We start from the raw sequence: 22,676 nt of genomic DNA on the forward strand, positions 1-22,676 counted from the left end.
TTATTGCCTGCTATTGGCGGCTCAGAGCGCCGCTTTGACCTGCAAACCAAGCACCAGAGCGTTATCGATGTCCTGCCCGGAAAACGCGCCCGGCTCGATGATGTATTGCACATTCGGCCGCAGTGTCAGCCAGGGCGTGGCTTGATAGCCATAACCGAGTTCGATCAATTGCTCGGCACTGTCCAGGTTGGGGAACGCAGTGCCGTTGTTCAATGCGGCGTCCTGTTGCACGTCGCGGCTGCGCGGGTTCGGCACGGCGCGGCCGTAACCCAGCGCGAGGGTGTCACGCGGACGACCTTCGAACGGCTTGTACAGAACCACGCCGGTGCCGTACCACTTGCTGAACGGCGAGGCTGCTTCGCTCGCCGCCGAGTACTGACCGAAGGCATGCAGGCTGCGGCCTTCGGACGTCGGCGAGCTCCATACCGCTTGATCGATCAACAGGTAATGGCCGCCGCGACCGGACACTTCTTTGTCACTGCCAATGCGTTTCACATCAGAGCTGTCGTAGTAGTAACCGAGCTTGTATTCGCCGGGCAGGGCGCCCGCGTGTTTGTACACCAGTTCGATGGGTACCACGGTGCCGGTGGTGTGTTTCGGGTCCAGGTGCCAGGCGCGGCTGGAGTTGCCGTTGCTCTCGGGGTCGACGTTGAACGCGGCCACGCGCAGTTGCCAGGCGGACGACAGATCGTATTTGACCCGCACGCCGAGGCGCGCGTTGGGGTAGTTGGTCCAGCCGCTGCCGCCGGACATGTTCAGCGGATGGCCGCAGAAACCGGCGTTCATGAAGTTGCAGAGGATGCCGCTGTCGAGGCCGCCGAGGTCGTTGCCCATGGCCATGTAACCGAGTTTCACATTGAGCGCCGGGGTGAACAGGCTGCGCTCGTAACTCAGTTCGGTCAGGCGCGTGTACAGGCCACCGTAGTTTTCCTGGATCGGCAGTCGGTTGCCGACCAGATCTTCCGAGGCGCTATTGCCGCGACGATCGTTGATGGTCAACTGGACCTTGCCGGCATTTTCGACGCCGTACAGTTTGCTCAGATCGAACTGCACGCCGAGCTTGATGTTCTGCGAATAACGGGCCGAGCGGTGCAGGCCACCGTCGGCGTTGTAAGCGGTTTCGCCGCTGTAGTCGCCGGTGAATTTGACGCCTTGTTCATCCATCTGGTGCCGCAGTCCGCCCCAGTCACCCGTAAGGGTGCTGCGGGTCAACAGATCGGAATCGTTGTCGGCCAGCGCGGGGAGGGCGGTGGTGCAAGCGAAGCCCATCAACAAGCCTTTGAACAGATCGGAACGCGAAAAACGAACAGCCGATAGCATGTAAATCTTCCTGCAGAAACTTGAGCAATAGGGGAAAGCAACGCGGCACCCGAAGGTGCCGCGCTTGACCTGAACAGCGTGGTTTACGGCAAGGCGTAAGCCATCACGTAGTCGCCGCGATCGGTCGACTGACGCGCACCACCGGCGGTGATGACGACGTATTGCTTGCCGGTTTTCGGCGACACATACGTCATCGGGCCGCCCTGACTGCCGACCGGCAGACGTGCTTTCCAGATTTCTTCACCGTTGCCGCTGTTGAAGGCGCGCAGGTAGAAATCCTGGGTGCCGGCGATGAAGATCAAGCCACCTTGCGTCGACAGCGTGCCGCCGAGGGTTGGCAGACCGATCTTGATCGGCAGGTGCATGCGGATGCCCAGCGGACCGGTGTCTTCAACGGTGCCGACCGGAACCTGCCAGGCGATTTTCTGGGTCTTCATGTCGATCGCGGTGAGCGTGCCGAACGGCGGTGCCTGGCACGGAATGCCGGCCACCGACAGGAAGCGGTTTTTGTTTACGGCGTACGGCGTGCCTTTCAGCGGCACGGCGCCCATGCCGGTGTTCAGCGCTTCGCCACCGCCAGCGGCCTTGCCCTGGTTCTGCGACGGGATCATCTGGATCCACAGGCCCAGACGCATGTCGTTGACGAAGATGAAACCGTGTACCGGGTCAGTAGAGATGCTGCCCCAGTTCATGCCGCCCAGCGAACCCGGGAAGCTCAGCGATTTATCGGTGCCCGGCGCGGTGTACAGGCCGTCGTAGCGCATGCCTTTGAAGTCGATACGGCAGAGCAACTGGTCGTACGGCGTGGCGCCCCACATGTCCGATTCGGTCAAGTGCTGAGCACCGATTTCTGGCATGCCCAGCGATTTCGGCTGAGTAGGGGAGTACGGTTCGTTCGGGATGTTCGCCGCTTTAACCGGTACTTCTTTGACGTCGGTCAGCGGTTTGCCGGTGGCACGGTCGAGCACGTAGATCTGCCCGGCCTTGGTGCCGATGACCACGGCTGGTACGGTTTTGCCGTCCTTGGTGAAGTCGATCAGGCTCGGCTGCATCGGCAGGTCGAAGTCCCACAGATCGTTGTGCACGGTCTGGAACACCCAACGCTCTTCACCGCTGGTGGCGTCCAGCGCCAGGATCGAAGCGCCGTAGGTGTGATCGAGCTTGCTGCGCTCGACACCATAGATGTCGGTGGACGAACTGCCCATCGGCAGGAACACGGTGTTGGTCGCCGGGTCGTAGGACATCGGTGCCCAGCTGTTCGGCGTGCTGCGTACATAAGTGCTGCCGTCGGCCGGGGCTTTTTTATCCTGCGGATTGCCCGGGTCGAACGCCCAGCGCATGGCGCCAGTCATCACGTCGAAACCACGGATCACGCCGCCGGGCATGTCGGTCTGCACGTTGTCAGCCACGCGACCGCCGACCACTACAGTGGTGCCAGCCATCAACGGAGCGGACGACAGCTGATAGTAGCTGTCCGGCACGTTACCCAGACCAGCCTTCAGATCGACTTGGCCATTGTTGCCAAAACCCTGGCAGAACTCGCCGGTGTCCGCATCGACCGCGATCAGACGGGCATCGATGGTGTTGGTCAGCAGACGACGCTGGCAATTGGCGGCCGGCACCGGTTTGGCTTCGATGATCGACGAATTGCTCGGCTGGGCGATGGCTTTGGTGGCGTCGAAATAGGCCATGCCACGGCAACGCTGCCAGACTTTCGACTGGGCGTTGATCGCGTTCTTCCAAAGTTCCTTGCCGGTGTCGGCATCCAGCGCAATCAGGTTGTTGTGCGGGGTGCAGATGAACACCTTGTTGCCGATTTGCAGCGGGGTGAGCTGGTCTTCGGCGCCGTTGCCATCGCTTTCGGCGACGTCACCGGTGTGGTAGGTCCACGCGACTTTCAGTTTGTCGACGTTAGTGCGATTGATCTGGTCCAGCGCAGCGAAGCGGCTGCCGCCTTCGGTATTACCGTAGTGCGCCCAATCTTTCTGCGCCTGATCCGGCTCGACCGGGGTCAGACCCGGGCCAGTGCCGGTTGCAGCAACGGTCGGGTGCGCGACGAACATGTTGCCAGCCGCCACCGCCACGCCGACCGCCAGCACCGCAGCCACGGCGTAAGCACCGCGACCGGCAACTTCACCGTTGGCACGCTTGAGCAGCGGATAGACCAACGCCACGACCAGGCCGATTGCACTGAACATGAACAGGCGCGAGAACACTGGCCAGAACACCAGCCCGGCATCGCTCACCGCCCATATCGCGGTCCCGATCAGGAACGCGGCGAACAACCATGCACCCGCTGGCTTGAAGCGCGCGATCAGCAGACCGGCAACGGCCATGACCAAGCCACCCACCAGGAAGTACCACGACCCTCCCAGGCTGACCAACTTCACGCCGCCCGCAGCCAGCGCCAAGCCGAGCAGGGCGATGATCACGCCCAGCCCGACCAGAATGAATTTTGATATGCCCGAGAGGCGTTGACTCTGCTTCACGTTGAGTGTCCCGTTGAAATGAGGCGCGCATTATATAATTAGGTAACTATCTAGTTAAAACACAAATTTCAACGTGAAGCGTAGTTCGAAGAATTGACTCGCGCACAAGGAGGCTCGGATGTGGAAATATCTGTCAAAACGCGCATAAAAATCGCTGTTCTGCCAGATTGATTGTGAGTTGTGACAGATACGACAGCCGTGCCTTCTGGCCTAAATGATTTGCGCCGGGTTGTAAATGCGACGAATAACCGCCCGGCAGCCCGACCCAGAGCGGTCAGTGGGCGCGTCGAGCTATATGGATATGCTTTTTTAATCTTGGAATTCGCCGTGGTTTACCGCTCAACTGGCGCCTTTTTGATAGGTGGCTATTTATGTCCGAGCGGTGTGAGGTTGTGGTTCTTGGCCTGGGCGCAATGGGTGCCGCCACGGTTTATCAGTTGGCGAAAGCGGGTGTGAATGTTGTCGGTATTGATCGTCATTACCCGCCGCACAACCTCGGTTCCAGCCATGGTGATACTCGAATCACTCGGCTTTCGGTCGGCGAGGGCGCGCAATATGTGCCCATCGTGCGCAATTCCCATCGCATCTGGCATGAGCTTGAGGCACTGACCGGAGAATCGCTGTTAGAGCAATCGGGTCTGCTGGTGCTGACGTCGAGCGCCGAATTCGATCCTCAAGATCAGAGCGACTTCACCTTGCGCACCATTGGCCTGGCCAAGACCTACGGCATCGAGCACGAAGTCCTGTCTGCCGAACAGATTCGCCAGCGCTTCCCGCAATTCGCCAACGTGCACGACTCGGCCATCGGCTATTTCGAACCGGGTGGCGGTTTCGTGCGCCCGGAGCGCTGCATCGATGTGCAGCTCAAACTGGCCGAGCAACACGGCGCGACGCTTTATAAAGGCGAGACCGTCACGGCGATCAGCTCGAACGAGGAAGGTGTCAAGGTCACCACCGACCGGCGCACGCTACGCGCCGACAAACTGGTGATCAGTGCAGGTAACTGGAACGGCGAGTGGCTCGGTGAGCCGTATGAGAATCTGCTGACTGTTTACCGGCAAAAGCTGTTCTGGTTCGAACTGGAAGAGAACGCCGCACTGGTTGGCCACTCACCGACGTTCATCTTCACCCACGGTCACGGCGACGACAAAATCAACTATGGCTTTCCCGCGCTACCCGGCGAAAGCAGCATGAAAATCGCCACCGCGCAGTACCACACCTCAACATCAGCGCAGGCCATCGACCGCACGGTTTCAGCGGCCGAAGCGCAGGACATGTACGAGCACCAGGTGCAAGACCGCATCGCTGGCGTGACCTCAAAAGTGCTGAAGTCTGCGGTCTGCGCCTACACCGTGACGCCAGACCGGCATTTCATCATCGACGAGCATCCGTCGCTGCAGCACACCCTGTTCGTCTCGGCCTGTTCCGGTCACGGTTTCAAGCATTCCGCCGCGCTCGGCGAAGCATTTGCGCAGTGGTGCATGCGCGGCTCGACCGACCTGGATCTGTCCTCTTTCTCCCTCAAACGCTTCGAAGGAAAACTATCGTGAAACGCGTCGCGCTCTCCGTAGCATTGCTGGTCGCAACCATGAGCAATGCCTATGCCGAAACCCTGAAAATCGCCGTGGTGCCTGTGCCCCATGCCGAGATCCTCGCGTTCTTGAAACCGGAACTGGCCAAGGAAGGGGTGACGCTGGATGTCAAAGTCTTCTCCGACTACATCCAGCCCGACCGACAGACGGATGAAGGCTTGCTCGACGCCAATTATTTCCAGAGCAAACCGTATTACGAGGCCTACAAGAAAGACCGCCCGAGCAGCGATCAAGTGCCGGTCGTGGCCGTGCACATCGAACCGTTCGGCGCCTATTCGAAGAAGATCAAAAACATCAGCGAACTCAAGGATGGCGCGACCATCGCCATTCCCAACGACCCGACCAACTCCGGTCGTGCGTTGCTGCTGATCGCCAAGCAAGGCCTGATTACCCTGAAGGATCCTGACAACATCATGGCGACGCGCCTGGACATCGTCAGCAATCCCAAGCACCTGAAGTTTCAGGAGCTCGAAGCGGCCATGTTGCCGCGGGTGTTGAATCAGGTAGACATGGCGCTGATCAACGCCAACTACGCGCTGGAAGCCAAACTGGTGCCACACAAAGACGCGCTGTTTATCGAAAGTTCGGAGTCGCCGTACGCCAATTACCTGTATGTGCGTCGCGACAAGGCCAATGCGCCGGCGGTGCAGAAACTTGGCGCATTGCTTAACTCACCGCAAGTGAAGCAGTTCATTCTTGAGCGTTATCACGGTGATGTGGTGCCGGCGTTCTGACTCAATCGGGAGCTGCTGACGGCTCCCGATATCTTCAAGCGTTCTCTTCAACCCGGCGCACATTGCCCAACGAATCACGCTGCATCGATTGCAGGTTTTTCTCGATGGTTTCGCACAGCGCTTCCATCTGGATCTGATGTTCGCTGTGGCGAAACGGGCTTTGCAAATCAGTGCCAATGCGCTCGATGGCCAGCAACATGAAGCCGACCACGGTCGACGCCAGCGGCGTAAACCAGCCCAAGGACTCGACCAGTCCGACCGGCACGATCAGGCAGAACAGCGAAATAAACAGCCGCGGAAAGTACACATAAGGGTAGGGCAACGGTGTATTGGCGATCCGCTCCATGCCGCCCTGGCTGTTGGACAAATCCACCAGGGTTGATTCCAGCCGCGCCAGGCGAATGCTGTCGAGACGTCCGGCCTTGTATTCCCTTGCGAGCAAGGTCGCGGAACCGGTGAGAATATCGTTGGCAAAGTTATTGGTGGTGCCACTGCGCGCGAACTCATCAGCTGGAATAAATGCCCGGACTTCCTCAGGACAAGGCTGGCCTTGCAGATGCGCCGCGAGGCAGTTCACATAGGCCACATGCCGGCGCAACAAGGTCGACTTGACCGGATTCACCTCGCTGCCGGGATCATCCAGCAGCGTCAGCACCTGCCGGGCGAAGCTGCGCGAGTTGTTGATCATCGAACCCCACAACGTCCGTGCTTCCCACCAGCGGTTGTAAGCGCTGCTGTTGCGGAAACTGATCAGCACGATCAATGCCGAACCTAATAACGTCAGGGGCATCAATGGCAGATTCAGCTTGGCGTTGAGGAACAGCATGAAGTCGACCGTGACAGCTATGTCCCAGAGCAGCAGCCAGAACAACGCCCAGCCAACATAGCCCAGGGTCTTGATGATCAGGCGGTATTTTTTGACGATGGCAGCTTTCAAACGGAAACCTCGTGGCGAGCGGGAAGCATTGATGCCTTAGCTCGGACGCTGTTTTCGGGGTAAAGGTTCGGTGCTTGATCTCAGGTGATCAGCAGTGTCGTCATTTGATCGTAATAACGACCTTGCCCTTGGCGCGTCCCTGCTCGACATAATTCAACGCCTCTGCCGTTGATTCAAAGGGGAACGTTCGATCAATCACCGGTTTGATGATGCCGGCCTCAACCAGTGCGCTGATCTGTTGCAGTTGGGCGCCGTTGGCGCGCATGAATACGAATGCGTAACTGACGTCTTGCTTGCGTGCCTTACGCCGAATGCCGAGGCTCAATAGGCGCATGACCTGCTGCAATGGCCAGGACAACCCTTGCTCCTGCGCAAACTGCACAGTGGGCGGCCCAGAGATGGAAATCAGCTGGCCACCGGGCTTGAGCACCTTGAGTGAATTCCTCAGGACATCGGCGCCGAGGCTGTTCAACACCACGTCGTAGCCGTGCAAGACATTCTCAAAGTGCTGCTTTTTATAATCGATGACCACGTCAGCCCCCAGCGCCTTGACCCATGCGACATTCGCGGTGCTGGTGGTTGTGGCGACAAAGGCACCGAGGTGCTTGGCAAGTTGAATGGCAACGGTACCGACGCCGCCGGAGCCAGCGTGAATCAGCACCTTCTGGCCCTTTTGCAGGCGGGCGGTGTCGACCAGCACTTGCCAGGCAGTCAGTGCCACCAAGGGCAGGGACGCGGCTTGCGCCATGCTGGTATTGGCCGGTTTCAGAGCGATTGCGTTCTCGTTCACGGCAATCCTTTCGGCGAACGTGCCGATCCGTGCTTCCGGCGCGCGAGCGTACACCTCGTCACCCGCTTTGAAGCGTGTCACTTGCGCGCCAACCGTCACCACGACACCGGCCAGGTCGTTGCCCAGAATCAGCGGCAACGCGTAGGGCAGGATCAGCTTGAATTCGCCTGTGCTGATCTTCGAGTCCAGCACGTTGACGCTGCTGGCATGGACCTCGATCAGGACGTCGTGGCCCCCCACTTCAGGGGCTGGCGCTTCGCCGAGGCGTCCGGGTTGCTTGCCGTAGCGATCAATCAGAAAGGCTTTCATCGAGGTGCGGCTCTTGTCGGTTATAGGGAGGGTAGCCGGAGCGTGGTCAGGCATCGAGGAACGCCTGCGCCTTGGCCACAAAATCAACGTGGTGCTGGAAAATCCCGCCGTGACCGGCATCCTGATAAATCACCAGCTCTGCGTTGGGGATACGCTTGGCCAGTTCAAACGAATTGACGCTGGGCACCATGATGTCGGTGTCACCGTTGACGACCATCGTCGGTGCCCGCAAGCGTTCAAGGTCTTGCGGCGGCTGTTTGCCCCACGCGGTGATCGCTTTCAACTGGCGCAGGAATGCGCGGGGCGTCGGGCCTGGGTCGCGATTGTTTTTGCGGGCTTGCAGGCGCTGCAAATACTGCGAGGCAGATCGACGGCCGTTGGTCGTGGAAGTGAAGAACAGGTAGAACTTCGGATCGCGCAGGGTCAGCAGGCCTTTGAGGATCAATGGCCACGACACCGGGCCCACCTTGTCGATACCGTTGCCGCCGGCCGGCCCGGTGCCGGTCAGAATCAACCGCCGCACCCGTTCAGGCGCCTTCAGAGCGATGTCCTGAGCGACGAAGCCGCCGAGGGAGAAGCCGAGCACATCAACGGTGTCCAGCCCCAACGCGTGGATCAATCGGATGGCATCGTCAGCCATCTCGCCGACGGTCAGTGGCGCGGTTCCACCCGAGCCGCCGATGCCACGATAGTCGGTGGTGATGACGCGTCGGGTTTGCGCCAGGCCATCAATGATCGCCGGGTCGAAGTTGTCGAGCACCGCGCCCCAATGGTTGAACAGTATCAGGGGCACGCCGATGGCGGGTCCGGTGTCGCGATAAGCGAAGTGAATGCCGTTGACCGTGATCGATTGGTTCGCCGCGTTGATGAACGACGTTGGCGAATCCGAAGGGGGATTTGTCTGCGTTTGATTCATTGTTACTCCGGACAGCGGGCCGGATTCGGTGCAGTGACTTGCGCCCGCATCGAATCCGCCGCACATGCTCGCTAGCTGAAGATCACTCCGGAGTCTGGTAACGCTGAGCAACCGCAGACTGCCGGATTTGCCCGATCAGGCCCAGACGTGCGCCCTGCAGGTCATCCCAGCGCTGCGCTTCGTGCAGTGGCGGAATGGTCACGGGTTCGCGACGATCGAAGCCGACGAGCGCGGCATCCACCAGATCGTCCACTTCCATGATTTCGCTCAGAGTGTTGATGTCGACGCCGGAGCGATCCCAGATTTCCGTGCGCGTGGCCGCCGGCAGCACGGCCTGCACGTAGACGCCCTGAGGCGACAGCTCCAGGCTCAGCCCCTGAGACAGGAACAGCACAAAGGCCTTGGTCGCGCCGTAGACCGTCATGCCGAACTCCGGTGCGAGGCCCACCACCGAACCGATGTTGATAATCGCACCGTCACCGGCCTTGGCCAGGCGTGGAGCGATGGCGCTGGCGAGCCGCACCAGCGCGGTGGTGTTGAGGGCGACCAGTTGCGCCACTTTGTCGGTGCTTTGCTCGACGAAATGGCCGGACAACGCGGCACCGGCGTTATTGACGAGGATGCCGATGCGCGCGTCGTCGCGCAGTCGGTTTTCAACGACGCTCAGATTGTCGAGTTGGGTGAGGTCCGCCGGAATCACATCGACGACGACCTCATGTTCGCTGCGCAAGCGTGCGGCCAGAGTGTCCAGGCGCGCCTGATCGCGGGCGACCAGCACCAGATCGTGGCCGCGTTGCGCAAAGCGTTCAGCGTAGACGGCGCCAATGCCGGTGGAGGCGCCAGTGATCAGAACAGTAGGGCGATTGCTCATGGGGTATCTCTCTTTGAGGAGGTGAGAAACAAAACGCGCTCAGCTTGCGCTGACGCTCGATTCAGCCAGTGTCGGGTAGTCGATATAGCCTGCCGCGCCGCCGCCATAGAGGGTGGCGGGATTGAACCCGGACAACGGCGCGCCGCGTTTCAGGCGCTCCACCAGATCCGGGTTGCCAATGAACGGGCGACCGAAGGCGATCAGGTCGGCCTGGTCTTCAGCGAGCCGCGAGGTGGCCAGATCGAGGTCATAGCCGTTGTTGGCGATGTAGGTGTTTTTGAAGCGCTGGCGCAGGGCGGCGAAATTGAAGGGCACCACGTCACGCGGGCCGCCGGTCGCGCCTTCGACCACATGCAGGTAAACCACGCCGAGGGCGTCGAGTTGTTCGACGAGGTAATCGAATTGCGCCTGCGGATCACTGCTGGAAACGCCATTGGCCGGCGACACCGGCGACAGGCGCACACCGGTGCGATCTGCACCGATCTCACTGACTACAGCCGCCGTCACTTCGAGCAACAGACGCGCGCGATTTTCAATCGAGCCGCCGTAAGCATCGGTGCGCAGATTGGCGTTGTCCTTGAGGAACTGATCCAGCAAATAGCCGTTGGCACCGTGAATTTCCACGCCATCGAAGCCGGCGGCGATCGCGTTGGCTGCCGCCTGCCGGAAGTCGCTGACGATCCCCGGCAGTTCGCTGATGTCCAGTGCACGCGGTTCGGAGACATCTTCGAAGCGGTTGTTGACGAACACTTTGGTGGCGGCGCGCAGCGCAGAAGGGGCCACGGGGGCAGCGCCGTTTTCTTGCAGGTCGACGTGCGAGACGCGGCCGACATGCCACAGTTGCAGAAAGATTTTTCCGCCTTTGGCATGCACAGCGTTGGTCACGGCGCGCCAGCCGTCGATCTGTGCCGGCGTGTAGATCCCCGGGGTGTCCTGATAACCCTGGCCCTGTCGGGAGATTTGCGTGGCTTCGCTGATCAACAAACCGGCGCTGGCGCGCTGGCTGTAATAGGTCGCCGCGAATTCGCTGGGGACCAAACCTTGGCCGGCGCGGTTGCGTGTCAGCGGCGCGAGAACGACGCGGTTCGACAGCGTGAGATTGCCCAGCGTGTAAGGGGAGAACAGGGTTTGTTCGGTCATCTGATGTTTCTTCCGTGGCCGTTGATCGGGATCGATAGTGCGAGCCATTAGGATGATGATCGAAATCTAAGCTGTCAACGGTTTTGATTATGGCCAACATCTATGTATCATCGGACGCAGAATTTCCCCGCAAACACGAGGTATCGCACGTGAGAGTGACCAAGGCCCAGGCGCAGGCCAATCGAGAGCACATCGTTGAAACGGCCTCAGAGCTGTTCCGTGAGCGCGGCTTTGACGGCGTCGGTGTGGCCGATCTGATGGCGGCCGCCGGTTTTACCCATGGCGGTTTCTACAAACACTTCGGGTCGAAGGCCGACCTGATGGCCGAAGCCTCGGCGTGCAGTCTGGGCAAATCGCTGACCGGTGCCCAAGCGCTGGATGTGCCGGGCTTTATCAACGTCTACGTCAACCGAGAGCATCGCGACGGACGTGGTGGCGGTTGCACCATGGCCGCGTTGGGCGGCGACGCGGCGCGCCAGTCAGATGAGGTGAAAGCGACGTTTGCCGAGGGCATTGAGCACACCCTGCAAACCCTGGGGGAGAAATACCCGACAGCGCCGGATGCCGAAGAGGGTGAGGGGCGCAAGAAGATGATTGATCTGCTGTCGCGGGCCGTTGGCGCGATCATCTTGTCGCGTGCCTGCCCGGATGATTCCGCGCTGGCAGACGAAATCCTTGAAGTGTGCCGCGCTGAAATGCTCGCGTCCTTGCCGGCCGATAACGCCGACGCAGAGTAAAGTCCGGTTCATTGCGCGAGCGCTTTGCCCCTGGCAATTGAAAACGCTTGCGGCAGGCGCGCGCCATTCTTCGCGGCAAGAATCTCGGCCATCACGCTGACAGCAATTTCCGCAGGCGTCTTGCTGCCGATGTAGAGGCCGATCGGCCCATGCAGGCGTTCAAGCGACGCTTCGGTTTCGCCAAAATGCTCGATCAATCGTTCGCGGCGCAGCTGGCTGTTGCGCCGCGAGCCGATGGCACCGATGTAGAACGCCGGGCTGTGGAGCGCTTCGAGCAGCGCCAGATCGTCGAGTTTGGGGTCATGACTCAAGGCGACGATGCAGGTGCGCAGATCGACCGCAAAGTCTCGCACTGCATCATCCGGCATGCCGACGATGCGCTCGACGCCGTCTACTGCCCACGTCTCGATGTACTCGGGACGCGGATCGCACACCGCCACTTTGAAACCGTTGAACAAGGCCATGGTTGCCAGATATTCGGCCAGCGCGCCGGCCCCGATCATCAGCATCCGATAGCCCGGCCCCAACGTGTTGAGCATCTGCGCGCCGTCGAAGCTGAATTGTTCCGGCGTCGCGGTCGGTTCGAGTGTGACCTGACCGGACTCCAGCGCCAGCCGACGGCGAACCAGTTGCCCGGCGTCCAGCTGCAACAGCAGTTCATCGAGTGACGGCCACGCCGGGTTGAACTCAAGGATCAGTTCAAGCGTGCCACCGCAGGGCAAGCCGAAGCGATGCGCCTCATCGGCGCTGACGCCGTAGCGCACCACTTGCGGCGCGCTGTCGTTAAAGGCGTTGCCACCGTGAGCCGTGGTGTAGCGATGGATCAGATCATCCTCGATGCAGCCGCCGGACACGCTGCCCACCACACGACCGTCTTCACGCAAGGCCATCATCGACCCCGTCGGCCGTGGTGACGAACCCCAGGTGCGCGCCACCGTGGCGAGCAATACACGCTCGCCGGCGGCGAGCCAGTCCCGCGCCGTGCGCAGGACCAGCAAGTCGATGCTTTCCATCAGATTCTCCTCTAGCGCATCTGCAGGATGATCGGGCTGCTGCTGGCCGGATCAGTGTGTTCACGCAATTTGCCGACGGTCTGCGCATCGACAGCACTGCCCTGATTGCCCCAAGTGCTGCGCATGAAGGTCAGCACTTCGGCGATCTGCTGGTCCGACAACTGCTCACGGAATGCCGGCATGCGATAGGCGTCCGGCACGCCGGCAGTCACGACACGCTGCGAACCATTCAGGGTGATGTTGATCGCCGAGGCGCTTTCCTTGGCCAGTGCCGAGGTGGCGCCCGCCAGCGGCGGCATCCATTCAGGTTGACCTTTGCCGTCCAGACCATGGCAGGACGCACAGCGCGTCACGTAGGTATGAGCACCGGGCGAATCCAGACGTTGCGCTGCCGAAACCGCTTGATACTGCCACGGCGCACCATCCCGTTCGCGATCGCCGGGAAGCGACTTCAGGTAGCTGGCGATCGCGGACAAATCATCATCGCTCATGAACTGCGTGGAGTTGTTGAACGCCTCGGTCATCGAGCCGTAGACCACCGCGTGCTGGTTGCGACCGGTCTTGAGGAACTGCACGATCTCTTGCTCGCTCCAGCGGCCCAGCCCGGTGTTGTGATCATCACGCAGGCTCGGTGCGTACCAGCCATCGAGCAAGGCGCCGGCGAGATACGGTTTACCGGTGTCATCGAGTGCCTTCTCGTTGAACGCCAGGCCACGCGGCGTATGGCAACTGCCGCAATGCCCGGCGCCCTGAACGAGGTAAGCGCCACGGTTCCACTGTTCATCCTGCGACGGTTTCGCCGCGTACGGTTCGGCGTCGACAAACACACCGTTCCACAGTGCAATCGGCCAGCGCAGGTTCAGTGGAAAGGGAATCGCGCTGGGGAAGTTCGCCTGTTTGACCGGCGCCACGCCTTTCATGAAGAACGCATACAGCGCACGCACATCATCGTCACTGAGTTTGGCGTAGGACGGGTAGGGCATCGCCGGGTACAACCGGCGACTGTCGGGCGCCACGCCGTGACGCACCGCCCGGTCGAAGTCCGCCAGGCTGTAATGGCCAATGCCGGTGTCCGTGTCGGGGGTGATATTGGTCGCGTGGATCGCGCCCAGCGGTGTGGCCATTTCCAGGCCGCCGGCGAACGGCGCGCCGCCCGGCACGCTGTGACAAGCCACGCAATCGCTGAGCCTGGCGACGTATTCGCCACGGGCGACCATTGCCGGGTCGATGTCGGCCACGGCGATCTGATGGTTTTCCAGGCGCGAGACAGGCTCGCGGGTGACATACCAGGCCAGCAGGCCTGCCGCGATCAGGCACGGCACTGCCAGCCAGCCTGCGGTTCTTGCGAATCGGCTGTTATTCATGGACGCTCCGGCGCTGATCAAGTGAAGGTGTGTCGGCTCATGGGCAGGCTGCGCACCCGCTGACCGGTTAGCCTTGCCACCGCGTTAGCGACGGCGGGCGCGACCGCAGGCAACGGCGGTTCACCGATGCCGCCCATTTTTTCTCCGCTCTCGACCACCCGCACATGAACCCGGGCCATCCGCGCAGGCGGCAGGATCGGATACAAGTCGTAGTTGCGCGCCCGCGGTTTGCCATCCACCCACACGGCTTCTTCCACCAGCGTTTGCGACAGTCCCAACGCCACGGCACCATTGACCTGCGCCTCGACAATCGCCGGGTTGACGATGCTGCCCGGGTCAATCGCCTGCCAGATATCGTGCACCTTGACCTGACCGTTTTCGATGGACACCTCGGCGATCACCGCCGTCTCCGTTCCGAACGGCGAAGCCATGGCCACACCGCGCGCACGTTTGCTTCCGTCTTCGGCGGTAAACGGCCCGCGCTTCCAACCTCCGGACAGTTCACCCACCGCTTGCAGCAGGGTGGTCAGGCGTTTGTTGTCACGCAGTAAATGCAGACGCAGGTCGAACGGGTCTTTGCCACCCTTGTCGGCCAGCTCATCGAGGAACGATTCATAGAAGAAGTCGTTGAGCGAATTGCCCACCGAACGCCAGTAACCGAGCATCGCCGGGCCTTTGACGTAGATCTGCGCGATGCGCTTGTTGGCGATCGCATAGGATTTGCCCGACAAGCCTTCAAGTGCCGTCGGGTCGAGTTTTTCACCCTGTTTGCCGGCGAGCGCTTCGGTCGGCCCTTCGGTGGCACTGATCGCTTCGATTGCCAGCGGCCAGCCGTCGTTATCCAGCGCAGCACGGAAATTCACTGCGGCAACGGGACGGAGCACGTCACGCAGAAATTCTTCTTCGCGACTCCAGATCAGTTTGACCGGACGGCCAACCACTTTCGCCAGCGCGATTGCCTGCGGATAGGGGCTGGCCGAGTCGTAGAGAAAATGCCGGCCAAAGAACCCGCCCAGCAGCGGCGAATGCAAGGTGATGCGCGACGGATCGAGGCCCGTGCGTTTGGCGATGTCGGCGCGGAACATGTCCGGCGCCTGATTCGGCAGCCAGACTTCCAGCGAACCGTCCGGGTTGAATCGCGCCAGTGCCGACGGCGGCTCCAACTGCCCGTGGTTCAGGTATTGGTTGTGGTAAGTGGCGTCGATCCGGGTCTTGGTTTCCTTGAGAATCGCCGCCACGTCGCCTTGGTTCTCATCATCTTTGGCCGGGCCTTTATCTTCAGCGAGACGCTTGAACCAGGCATCGCTGGAAAAGTCGGCGGGCATCGGCCGCACTTGGCTCTCGGCCGTTGGCTCTTGCCAGTCGACCTGAATCGCTTCGACCGCACGTTTGGCGTGCCACCAACGCTCGGCAACCACCGCCACGGCACCCGGCAGACGATGCACGGAATGCACGCCTTTCATGGCCTTGACCTGCTCTTCGTTGCGCAGGTTGCCCACGGTCATGCCCAGGCGCGGGGCATGTTGAACGGCGGCATGGAGCATGTCGTCGACTTTCAGATCGATGCTGTACAGCGCCTTGCCGGTGGACTTGTCGTAGGCATCGAGGCGCTTCACCGGTTTGCCGATCCAGCGGAACTGGCTCGGATCACGCAGCGTCACGGAGGCCGGATCGGGAACCGGCAGATCCATCGCGCGCTCGGCCAGTTCACCGTAAGCGAGCGAGCGGCCCGAGTTGGCGTGCACGACTTTACCGGGCTCGGTGCTCAATTCACTTACCGGCACGCCAAGTTGCTGCGCGCCTGCCTGCAATAACATGGCGCGGGCGAGGGCGCCGAGGCGGCGCATGACCGGGTAACTCATGCGTACCGACATGCTGCCGCCGGTGATGCGCATGCCGTTTTCCAACACCACATAGGCTTCGCCGGGCGGCGCCGCTTCGACCAGAAACGTCGACGGATCGGCATCCAGTTCTTCACCGACAATCTGCGCCATCGCCGTGAACGTGCCTTGTCCGCCTTCCATGAACGGGCAGAGCAGACGCACGCGGTTGTCCGGGCGAATCTCCAGAAACGCCGGCACCTGCGTGCCACGTTCGGTCGTCGCCGCTGCAACGGCAGCTTGCACGCGTGTCGCACCGAGCGGCAGGCCGAAGCCGAGGACCAGTGCGCCGACGGCGGTACCGGTCAGAAAACGTCTGCGCGAAACATTGATCGGTTCGTGCAGATCCAGTAGCGAGGCGTGCTGTGAAGGGTCGATACGAACGTTCATCACGCGTCTCCCTTGCCGGCCAGTTCATGCACGGCGGCATGAATGGCGTTGTACGTTCCGCAGCGGCACAGATTGACCATCGCCGCCTCGATTTGCGCATCATTCGGTTTGGGATTTTGTTTAAGCAGCGCGGTGGCGGCCATCACTTGCCCGGACTGGCAATAGCCGCACTGGGCGACCTGCAAATCGACCCAGGTCGAGACCACCCGTTTGCCCACTTCATCGCTTTCGATCGCCTCAATGGTGGTGACCTCGCGGCCAACCACACCGGCTACCGGCGTGACGCACGAGCGCACCACATTGCCGTCGACCAGCACCGAGCAGGCGCCACATTGCGCCAGCCCACAGCCGTACTTGGTGCCGGTCATGCCCAGATCATCGCGGATCACCCACAGCAAGGGCGTATCGGCGTCGGCATCGACCTGATAGGTCTTCTGGTTGATTCGTAGTTCCATGGTTCACCCGCTGATCATCGGTTGACGTGCATTGTTATGAGCGGTGACACGCAGCGAGGCGCATCAGCATTTTTCGTTCAATTGGCGACTGTGCCGAGCGCTTCTGCCTCGAATGGCTGCCCGCGCAACAGGGCGATGTCGCGACTCGGCGCGGTGCCGAACAGCCGGCCATATTCACGGCTGAACTGCGAAGGGCTTTCATAGCCGACTGCAAATGCCGCCCGCGAAACGTCGAGGCGCTCGACCAGCATCAGCCGCCGCGCTTCGTTGAGCCGCAGCCATTTCTGGTACTGCAGCGGACTCATGCCGGTCAGTTGGCGGAAATGATGGTGAAAGGTCGGCGCGCTCATCTGCACCCGCGCGGCCAGATCGTCGATGCGCAGGGCATCGGCGTAGTTGACCTTGAGCCAGTCAATCGCTTTGGCGATGCGGTAACCCTGACCATCGACGGCCGTGATTTGCCGCAGGCGTGCACCTTGGTCGGTATGCAACAACCGATAGTGGATTTCGCGCAGAATCAGCGGCGCCAGCACCGGGATCGCCTCGGGCTCATCGAGCAATGCCAGCAGGCGATCGAGCGCATCCTCCAGCGCAGACGACAGGCTGCCAATCGCGGCGCCGGAGCCTGTTGATGGCTGCCGCTTGGCCGGCAAGCCACTTTTGGTGATGACCTCGGCGAGCATGCTCACATCCAGCTTCAACACAAGGCCGACACAGGGCCGCTCGGGGCTGGCAAGCATCACTTCGGAGTTGGCGGGCAGGTCCAGAGAGGTCACCAGAAACCGCGAAGGGTCATAGCTGTAGCCCTCACCACCGACCCACAAACGTTTTTCGCCGCGACCGACGAGAATCAGGCTGGGTTCGATCATGCACACCACGGGCGGCGCTGGCTGGTCGCGACGAAACAGCGACAGCCCGGGTATGGCCGTGGCGAAGTCACCCGGCGCACTCACGCGCGGGTCAATGTGCAACGCCAAAGGTGATTCCTCGGGCAGAGGGGTAGGGATCATGTCGGGTCACTCCTGTTGACCGAACTCTAATCCGCGCACGAGACGTTTCCTATCCATCACCCTGCATCGCCAGAGGATCAGGCAAGCATTCAAGAGGAATGCGCTAGGGAAGGGCCGGATTGACCGGGAGAATGTGTCTATCTGTTTCAGGGGCAGTGTCCGGATGGGCGAAAAAATGCTTGCCCCTGCGCATCACATCCACAGGTTTTTCGCACCACAGGTAGTCCCCATGACGTTTCCTTCTACAGATCCTTCTAAAAGAACAGGCGGCTGGAGCGCCGTGCTGGCCATGTCGTTGGCCGCATTCGCCCTGGTCGCTTCAGAGTTCATGCCGGTCAGCTTGCTGACGCCGATTGCAGCCGACCTGCATATCACCGAAGGCCAGGCCGGGCAGGGGATTTCCGTCTCGGGTGCGTTTGCCTTGATCACCAGTCTGTTGATTGCTTCGGTGGCCGCGCGCATCGAACGCAAGAAATTGCTGCTGGGCCTGACCTTGCTGATGATCGTCTCCGGTACGGTCGTCGCGGTCGCGCCGGGTTACCCGTCATTCATGTTCGGACGTGCGTTGATCGGGATAGCGATTGGTGGTTTCTGGTCATTGTCGGCGGCGACCGCAATGCGCCTGGTGAAGCCTGCACAGGTTGCGCGAGCGCTGGCCATCGTCAATGGTGGTAACGCGCTGGCGACGGTCATCGCCGCTCCTGCAGGGAGTTTTCTCGGCTCGCTGATCGGCTGGCGCGGCGCATTCTTCTGTGTGGTTCCGGTCGCCGTGCTTGCCGCCGTGTGGCTGCTGATCAGCCTGCCGTCCTTCAAGGTCGAGCGCCAGGCAAATAGCGGCAACGTTCTACGGCTGATGAAACAGTTGCCCGTCGCTCTGGGCATGGTCGCCGTCAGCGTCTTTTTCATGGGCCAGTTCATGCTGTTCACCTACCTGCGACCTTTTCTGGAAGGCGTGACGGGCGTCAGCGTTTCTACGTTGTCCTTGATGCTGCTGGGGCTGGGACTGGCCGGCTTTATCGGCACCTTTTTGATCGAACGGTTTATCGGCCGCGGCCTCTACCGCACGCTGACCGTCATCCCGCTGATCATGGCGGCCATCGCGCTGGCATTAGTCAGCTTCGGCAAATCACCGCTGCTGACTGCCGTCTTGCTCGGCCTCTGGGGACTGGTCGCCACGGCCGCGCCAGTCGGCTGGTGGACATGGCTGGCGCAAACGCTGCCCGATGATGCGGAGGCCGGAGGCGGCTTGCTCGTGGCGATTGTCCAACTGGCGATCGCCGGCGGCGCAATCATCGGCGGTCTGGCCTTCGATCTGAGCGGTTACAAAGCTACATTCGAGCTTAGCGCCGCAGTGTTGGTCGCAGCTTCTGTGCTGGCCTGGTTGGCAGGCCGCAATGCCACGGAAGTTCATCTCGTCGAGTCGCACGCGACAGCCTGACGAGATCAGTACCTCATGAGGCAGCGTGGGACTCAATGACAAACCTTCTTCCCCGGCTATTGCATAAGCGCGATGCCCAAGAGGGCCGCACGACCGCAAGATTAACGTCGACCTGACCCGATCAGGTTGTTGGCGGGTGAGGCCTTCGCCTCACCGTCAGTTGCTTCTTTTTTGCGTTTCTTCTGGAGTACCACGCCAGCAAGGGGCTGGTCAGAGAGCACACTTCTTGGGCGGTTCGAATGTTATTCCCGTTGATCTTTTGCTTGCCAAAATATAGTTCTCGTCGCCTAACGCTGCTTGGCGATAATTCAACCCCGTCTTGCATTCTGTACCGGGATACATGTCGAATTCGTATATCGATTTTCCAATTGTCAGTTCTAGTTGTTGGTTGTATCGATTAAGCAGAAGGAGGAATGTTGCTGGTGCGCACGTTCCAATAGCCGTGTAAAAAATTATCTGGAAAATCACTGTGGCAATAACGTAGCGATTTTTTTTGCTATTTAGCTCAACCCCAAAAAACCACTTTGTAAGTCGTGGTGCTTTTTTTGCAAAACTCGATCCATAGATAAGAATTGGAGCCATTACAATGGAGGCGGGTATGAAAACTGCTCCCGCAGCAAGAAAGAGAAATGGAATTGCAAAGATTGCTAGAAAAGACAATGTATGCGGAAAGGTTATAGGCGGCACATGAGTCGTCGCGCCTATTATATTTCCCGAGATGCTGAACGCGAGATTAGAGCCAATAGCAAATGCGATGGCAATGAGCCCCTTGCCAACCGATGTCTCATAAAGAATTGCGTAGATGCGATAAACATCATAAGCAACAACGCACAGGCAATAAATAAAAAACAATATAGCGGTCGGTGCAAATATATTGTTTGCGTCCAGCAGGTAAAAATAACCCAGAAGGGGCAGGCACAGGGTGACGTTAAGGTAAAGTTGATGACGGCGCTCAAGGTTTTCGTACCAATTTACTATAATCCCCCAACGTTCGGTGAATTCATATTTTCCTGGGTGGAGAATTTGCATCATCCGAATTCCGCCCGCGACTATCAGCAGAAATACAGTTGTTGAAAAAAATACAAATCGCCAATGAGCCGGAATAATAAAAAGGAAAAAACAAAGCGCGACGCCAGCTAATGCAATTCTCTTCATAAGATCGCGAAAATTTCTTCCTCTACTAATTGACTGCGAATCCTCAGGAGCAGCAGTGCTTGTCAGGTTTTGATTTTTCATTAACGCAATGATCCTGCAAAAATGTGTTTGTGATGAGATCCAGCTACTGCATTATCGGAAAAAAAGGCAGGAGCTTTAATGTTCTCCGCCCAAGTCATCGACTCAGCGCACGGCGCCAGACCCAACATTGAGATGACCGCCGCGAGTGCGAGCGCTGTTCCGTAGCAGGCTGCCTCATTGCAAGATAATTAGAGGACGCGTGGTATTCCAGAAACCGAGTCAGATCCAAAGTGACAAGTCCAGGCAAAGATACTTTCGAAATGTACTCAAAGGGTGATTTCCTTGCACCGCACCTTATGTTTGGGATGTCATTCGCACGCGCCGAATTATCCGCAATGCAGCTGCGCGAATATCAGCTTACGTCTCGGCTGACATCCGGTGATGTTCCACCAGGAAGTCCACAAACAATCGCACCCGCGCCGGCATCGTCGCGCCGCCGACGAACACCGCATGAATCGGCTCCTGGTCCCCCGGGTTCCACGCTTCCAGCAGCGCAATCAGGTCGCCGCGCTGCAGATCCTCGCTCACGCTGAACTCGCCGATACGGGCAATGCCGGCGCCCATTCGCGCGAGTTGTGCCAGTGTAGTGCATCCGGAGGATGAGCATTGGGCGCAGCGGGTTCTGGATGCCGTCGCTGACGTACAGGCACTGCTCGCCCGGCAACAACAGAGCAGGAGCAGGAATCCGGCGCAACAATGTCCAGAAGCCGTGTCCTGATTTTCAGTGCAGACAAAAACGCCGCTCAATGAGCGGCGTTTTTTGTAGCAGGCAGTGACGCGTCGCGGGTTATTGCGAGCCTCAGGCTACGCCGTTCCAGGGACGATCTCCGTTTTCATCCTTGATGCGGGTCGGCAGTCCCATGACGTCCAGCGCCTTGAGGAACGGCTCAGCCGGCAGTTCCTCGACGTTGGCCATGCGCTGCACATCCCACTCGCCACGGGCGACCAGCAGGGCCGCGGCAACAGGCGGTACGCCGGCGGTGTAGGAAATGCCCTGGCTGTCGGTTTCGGCAAAGGCTTCCTCGTGATCGGCCACGTTGTAGATGAACACTTCGCGCGACTGGCCATCCTTGGTGCCCTTGACCAGGTCACCGATGCAGGTCTTGCCGGTGTAGCCGGGCGCCAGCGAACTCGGATCAGGCAGCACGGCCTTGACCACTTTCAGCGGCACGACTTCCAGGCCTTCAGCGGTCTTGACCGGTTGTTCGGACAGCAGGCCGAGGTTCCTGAGGACCGTGAACACGTTGATGTAGTGCTCGCCAAAACTCATCCAGAAACGCACGTTGGGTACGTCCAGATTCTTCGATAGCGAGTGCACTTCATCGTGACCGGTCAGGTACAGGTTCTGCGAGCCTACGACCGGCAGGTCGTCGGTGCGTTTGACTTCGAACATGGTGTTGCTGGTCCACTGGCTGTTCTGCCAGCTCCACACCTGCCCGGTGAATTCACGGAAATTGATTTCCGGATCGAAATTGGTGGCGAAATATTTGCCGTGGGAACCGGCATTGACGTCAAGAATGTCGATCGAATCAATGCGGTCGAAATACTGTTGTTGTGCCAGTGCTGCATAGGCGTTGACCACACCCGGGTCGAAGCCCACGCCGAGAATGGCGGTGATGTTCTTCTCTTGGCACTCGGCGAGGTGCTTCCACTCATAGTTGCCATACCAGGGCGGGGTTTCGCAGATCTTGCCCGGCTCTTCGTGAATGGCGGTGTCGAGATAAGCGACGCCGGTATCGATGCAGGCACGCAGCACCGACATGTTGAGGAACGCGGAGCCGACGTTGATGACGATCTGGGATCCGGTTTCACGGATCAGTGCTTTGGTCGCCTCGACATCCAGCGCATTGAGCGAGAAGGCTTTGATATCGGCGGGCTGTTTGAGGCTACCCTTGGCCTTGACGCTGTCGATGATGGCCTGGCATTTGGAGATGTTGCGCGACGCGATAGCGATACGACCGAGTTCATCGTTATGCTGCGCGCACTTGTGGGCCACCACCTTAGCGACACCTCCTGCACCAATGATAAGAACGTTCTTTTTCAATTGCTTTTTCT

At 59.9% G+C, this 22,676-nt stretch carries 18 protein-coding genes and 1 pseudogene; 4 read left to right on the forward strand and 15 right to left on the reverse strand.

Features of this window, described 5'->3' with window-relative positions; genetic code table 11:
- Window positions 1-21: 21 nt before the first annotated feature.
- Both WA225_RS16995 and WA225_RS17000 read right to left on the reverse strand, forming a co-directional pair.
- Window positions 22-1,320 carry a carbohydrate porin gene (locus WA225_RS16995; protein ID WP_422608807.1) on the reverse strand — a complete coding sequence of 433 codons (1,299 nt, stop codon included), beginning with the start codon at window positions 1,318-1,320 and terminating at the stop codon, window positions 22-24.
- 83 nt (window positions 1,321-1,403) lie between these two features.
- Window positions 1,404-3,809, reverse strand: a complete 2,406-nt coding sequence (locus WA225_RS17000) for a glucose/quinate/shikimate family membrane-bound PQQ-dependent dehydrogenase (protein WP_422608808.1) — start codon at window positions 3,807-3,809, stop codon at window positions 1,404-1,406.
- Window positions 3,810-4,180: 371 nt separating this feature from the next.
- Between WA225_RS17000 and solA the strand changes: the two genes are divergently transcribed.
- Complete coding sequence (gene solA / locus WA225_RS17005) at window positions 4,181-5,359, forward strand: N-methyl-L-tryptophan oxidase (protein WP_422608809.1); 1,179 nt, start codon at window positions 4,181-4,183, stop codon at window positions 5,357-5,359.
- Window positions 5,356-6,135: a MetQ/NlpA family ABC transporter substrate-binding protein gene (locus WA225_RS17010; RefSeq protein ID WP_422608810.1), complete on the forward strand. Its 780-nt coding sequence runs from the start codon at window positions 5,356-5,358 to the stop codon at window positions 6,133-6,135. The genes solA and WA225_RS17010 overlap by 4 nt, the downstream gene beginning before the upstream one ends.
- A gap of 34 nt (window positions 6,136-6,169) precedes the next feature.
- On the opposite strand, the gene WA225_RS17015 is transcribed toward WA225_RS17010, so the two are convergent.
- From WA225_RS17015 to WA225_RS17035, 5 genes are all read right to left on the reverse strand, one after another.
- Window positions 6,170-7,072, reverse strand: coding sequence for a bestrophin family protein (locus tag WA225_RS17015; RefSeq protein ID WP_422608811.1), 903 nt, complete (start codon window positions 7,070-7,072; stop codon window positions 6,170-6,172).
- Between the two features lie 100 nt (window positions 7,073-7,172).
- Window positions 7,173-8,171 carry an NADP-dependent oxidoreductase gene (locus tag WA225_RS17020; protein ID WP_422608812.1) on the reverse strand — a complete coding sequence of 333 codons (999 nt, stop codon included), beginning with the start codon at window positions 8,169-8,171 and terminating at the stop codon, window positions 7,173-7,175.
- A gap of 46 nt (window positions 8,172-8,217) precedes the next feature.
- Window positions 8,218-9,087: an alpha/beta fold hydrolase gene (locus WA225_RS17025; RefSeq protein WP_422608813.1), complete on the reverse strand. Its 870-nt coding sequence runs from the start codon at window positions 9,085-9,087 to the stop codon at window positions 8,218-8,220.
- Between the two features lie 82 nt (window positions 9,088-9,169).
- Complete coding sequence (locus tag WA225_RS17030; protein ID WP_422608814.1) at window positions 9,170-9,958, reverse strand: SDR family NAD(P)-dependent oxidoreductase; 789 nt, start codon at window positions 9,956-9,958, stop codon at window positions 9,170-9,172.
- Window positions 9,959-9,997: 39 nt separating this feature from the next.
- Window positions 9,998-11,098 carry an alkene reductase gene (locus tag WA225_RS17035; protein ID WP_422608815.1) on the reverse strand — a complete coding sequence of 367 codons (1,101 nt, stop codon included), beginning with the start codon at window positions 11,096-11,098 and terminating at the stop codon, window positions 9,998-10,000.
- Window positions 11,099-11,247: 149 nt separating this feature from the next.
- Between WA225_RS17035 and WA225_RS17040 the strand changes: the two genes are divergently transcribed.
- On the forward strand, window positions 11,248-11,835 hold the full coding sequence (locus WA225_RS17040) for a TetR/AcrR family transcriptional regulator (RefSeq protein WP_422608816.1): 588 nt from the start codon (window positions 11,248-11,250) through the stop codon (window positions 11,833-11,835).
- A gap of 8 nt (window positions 11,836-11,843) precedes the next feature.
- Here the strand turns inward: WA225_RS17040 and WA225_RS17045 are convergent, their stop codons facing one another.
- The 5 genes from WA225_RS17045 to WA225_RS17065 form a co-directional block, all read right to left on the reverse strand.
- Window positions 11,844-12,848: an XdhC family protein gene (locus WA225_RS17045; protein WP_422608817.1), complete on the reverse strand. Its 1,005-nt coding sequence runs from the start codon at window positions 12,846-12,848 to the stop codon at window positions 11,844-11,846.
- Between the two features lie 11 nt (window positions 12,849-12,859).
- Window positions 12,860-14,212, reverse strand: coding sequence for a c-type cytochrome (locus WA225_RS17050; RefSeq protein WP_422608818.1), 1,353 nt, complete (start codon window positions 14,210-14,212; stop codon window positions 12,860-12,862).
- A 17-nt stretch (window positions 14,213-14,229) separates the two neighbouring features.
- Window positions 14,230-16,482, reverse strand: coding sequence for a molybdopterin cofactor-binding domain-containing protein (locus tag WA225_RS17055; RefSeq protein WP_422608819.1), 2,253 nt, complete (start codon window positions 16,480-16,482; stop codon window positions 14,230-14,232).
- The gene (locus tag WA225_RS17060) at window positions 16,482-16,937 is read right to left on the reverse strand and encodes a (2Fe-2S)-binding protein (protein ID WP_422608820.1); all 456 of its coding nucleotides are present in this window, start codon (window positions 16,935-16,937) and stop codon (window positions 16,482-16,484) included. The genes WA225_RS17055 and WA225_RS17060 overlap by 1 nt, the downstream gene beginning before the upstream one ends.
- 77 nt (window positions 16,938-17,014) lie before the next feature.
- Entirely contained in the window at window positions 17,015-17,947 is a 933-nt protein-coding gene (locus WA225_RS17065) for an AraC family transcriptional regulator N-terminal domain-containing protein (protein WP_422608821.1), read from the reverse strand.
- Window positions 17,948-18,176: 229 nt separating this feature from the next.
- On the opposite strand from WA225_RS17065, the gene WA225_RS17070 reads away from it, so the two are divergent.
- A complete protein-coding gene (locus WA225_RS17070; RefSeq protein WP_422608937.1) occupies window positions 18,177-19,385 on the forward strand; it encodes an MFS transporter in 1,209 nt (402 codons plus the stop codon).
- Window positions 19,386-19,595: 210 nt separating this feature from the next.
- Here the strand turns inward: WA225_RS17070 and WA225_RS17075 are convergent, their stop codons facing one another.
- From WA225_RS17075 to WA225_RS17085, 3 genes and pseudogenes are all read right to left on the reverse strand, one after another.
- Window positions 19,596-20,621 carry a hypothetical protein gene (locus tag WA225_RS17075; RefSeq protein ID WP_422608822.1) on the reverse strand — a complete coding sequence of 342 codons (1,026 nt, stop codon included), beginning with the start codon at window positions 20,619-20,621 and terminating at the stop codon, window positions 19,596-19,598.
- A 357-nt stretch (window positions 20,622-20,978) separates the two neighbouring features.
- Window positions 20,979-21,206: pseudogene (locus WA225_RS17080) on the reverse strand (LysR substrate-binding domain-containing protein); the annotation flags it as partial.
- A gap of 214 nt (window positions 21,207-21,420) precedes the next feature.
- On the reverse strand, window positions 21,421-22,665 hold the full coding sequence (locus WA225_RS17085) for a saccharopine dehydrogenase family protein (protein WP_242208310.1): 1,245 nt from the start codon (window positions 22,663-22,665) through the stop codon (window positions 21,421-21,423).
- Window positions 22,666-22,676 lie beyond the last annotated feature (11 nt).

Origin of the sequence: Pseudomonas sp., assembly GCF_049300855.1 — a bacterium.
In the GTDB taxonomy this organism is placed as follows: Bacteria; Pseudomonadota; Gammaproteobacteria; order Pseudomonadales; family Pseudomonadaceae; genus Aquipseudomonas.

Coding starts and splice junctions, on each gene's coding strand:
- WA225_RS16995 (WP_422608807.1), bottom strand. CDS start 1,320: ATGCTATCGGCTGTTCGTTTTTCGCGTTCCGATCTGTTCAAAGGCTTG.
- solA (WP_422608809.1), top strand. CDS start 4,181: ATGTCCGAGCGGTGTGAGGTTGTGGTTCTTGGCCTGGGCGCAATGGGT.
- WA225_RS17020 (WP_422608812.1), bottom strand. CDS start 8,171: ATGAAAGCCTTTCTGATTGATCGCTACGGCAAGCAACCCGGACGCCTC.
- WA225_RS17025 (WP_422608813.1), bottom strand. CDS start 9,087: ATGAATCAAACGCAGACAAATCCCCCTTCGGATTCGCCAACGTCGTTC.
- WA225_RS17030 (WP_422608814.1), bottom strand. CDS start 9,958: ATGAGCAATCGCCCTACTGTTCTGATCACTGGCGCCTCCACCGGCATT.
- WA225_RS17035 (WP_422608815.1), bottom strand. CDS start 11,098: ATGACCGAACAAACCCTGTTCTCCCCTTACACGCTGGGCAATCTCACG.
- WA225_RS17045 (WP_422608817.1), bottom strand. CDS start 12,848: ATGGAAAGCATCGACTTGCTGGTCCTGCGCACGGCGCGGGACTGGCTC.
- WA225_RS17050 (WP_422608818.1), bottom strand. CDS start 14,212: ATGAATAACAGCCGATTCGCAAGAACCGCAGGCTGGCTGGCAGTGCCG.
- WA225_RS17055 (WP_422608819.1), bottom strand. CDS start 16,482: ATGAACGTTCGTATCGACCCTTCACAGCACGCCTCGCTACTGGATCTG.
- WA225_RS17060 (WP_422608820.1), bottom strand. CDS start 16,937: ATGGAACTACGAATCAACCAGAAGACCTATCAGGTCGATGCCGACGCC.
- WA225_RS17065 (WP_422608821.1), bottom strand. CDS start 17,947: ATGATCCCTACCCCTCTGCCCGAGGAATCACCTTTGGCGTTGCACATT.
- WA225_RS17070 (WP_422608937.1), top strand. CDS start 18,177: ATGACGTTTCCTTCTACAGATCCTTCTAAAAGAACAGGCGGCTGGAGC.
- WA225_RS17075 (WP_422608822.1), bottom strand. CDS start 20,621: ATGAAAAATCAAAACCTGACAAGCACTGCTGCTCCTGAGGATTCGCAG.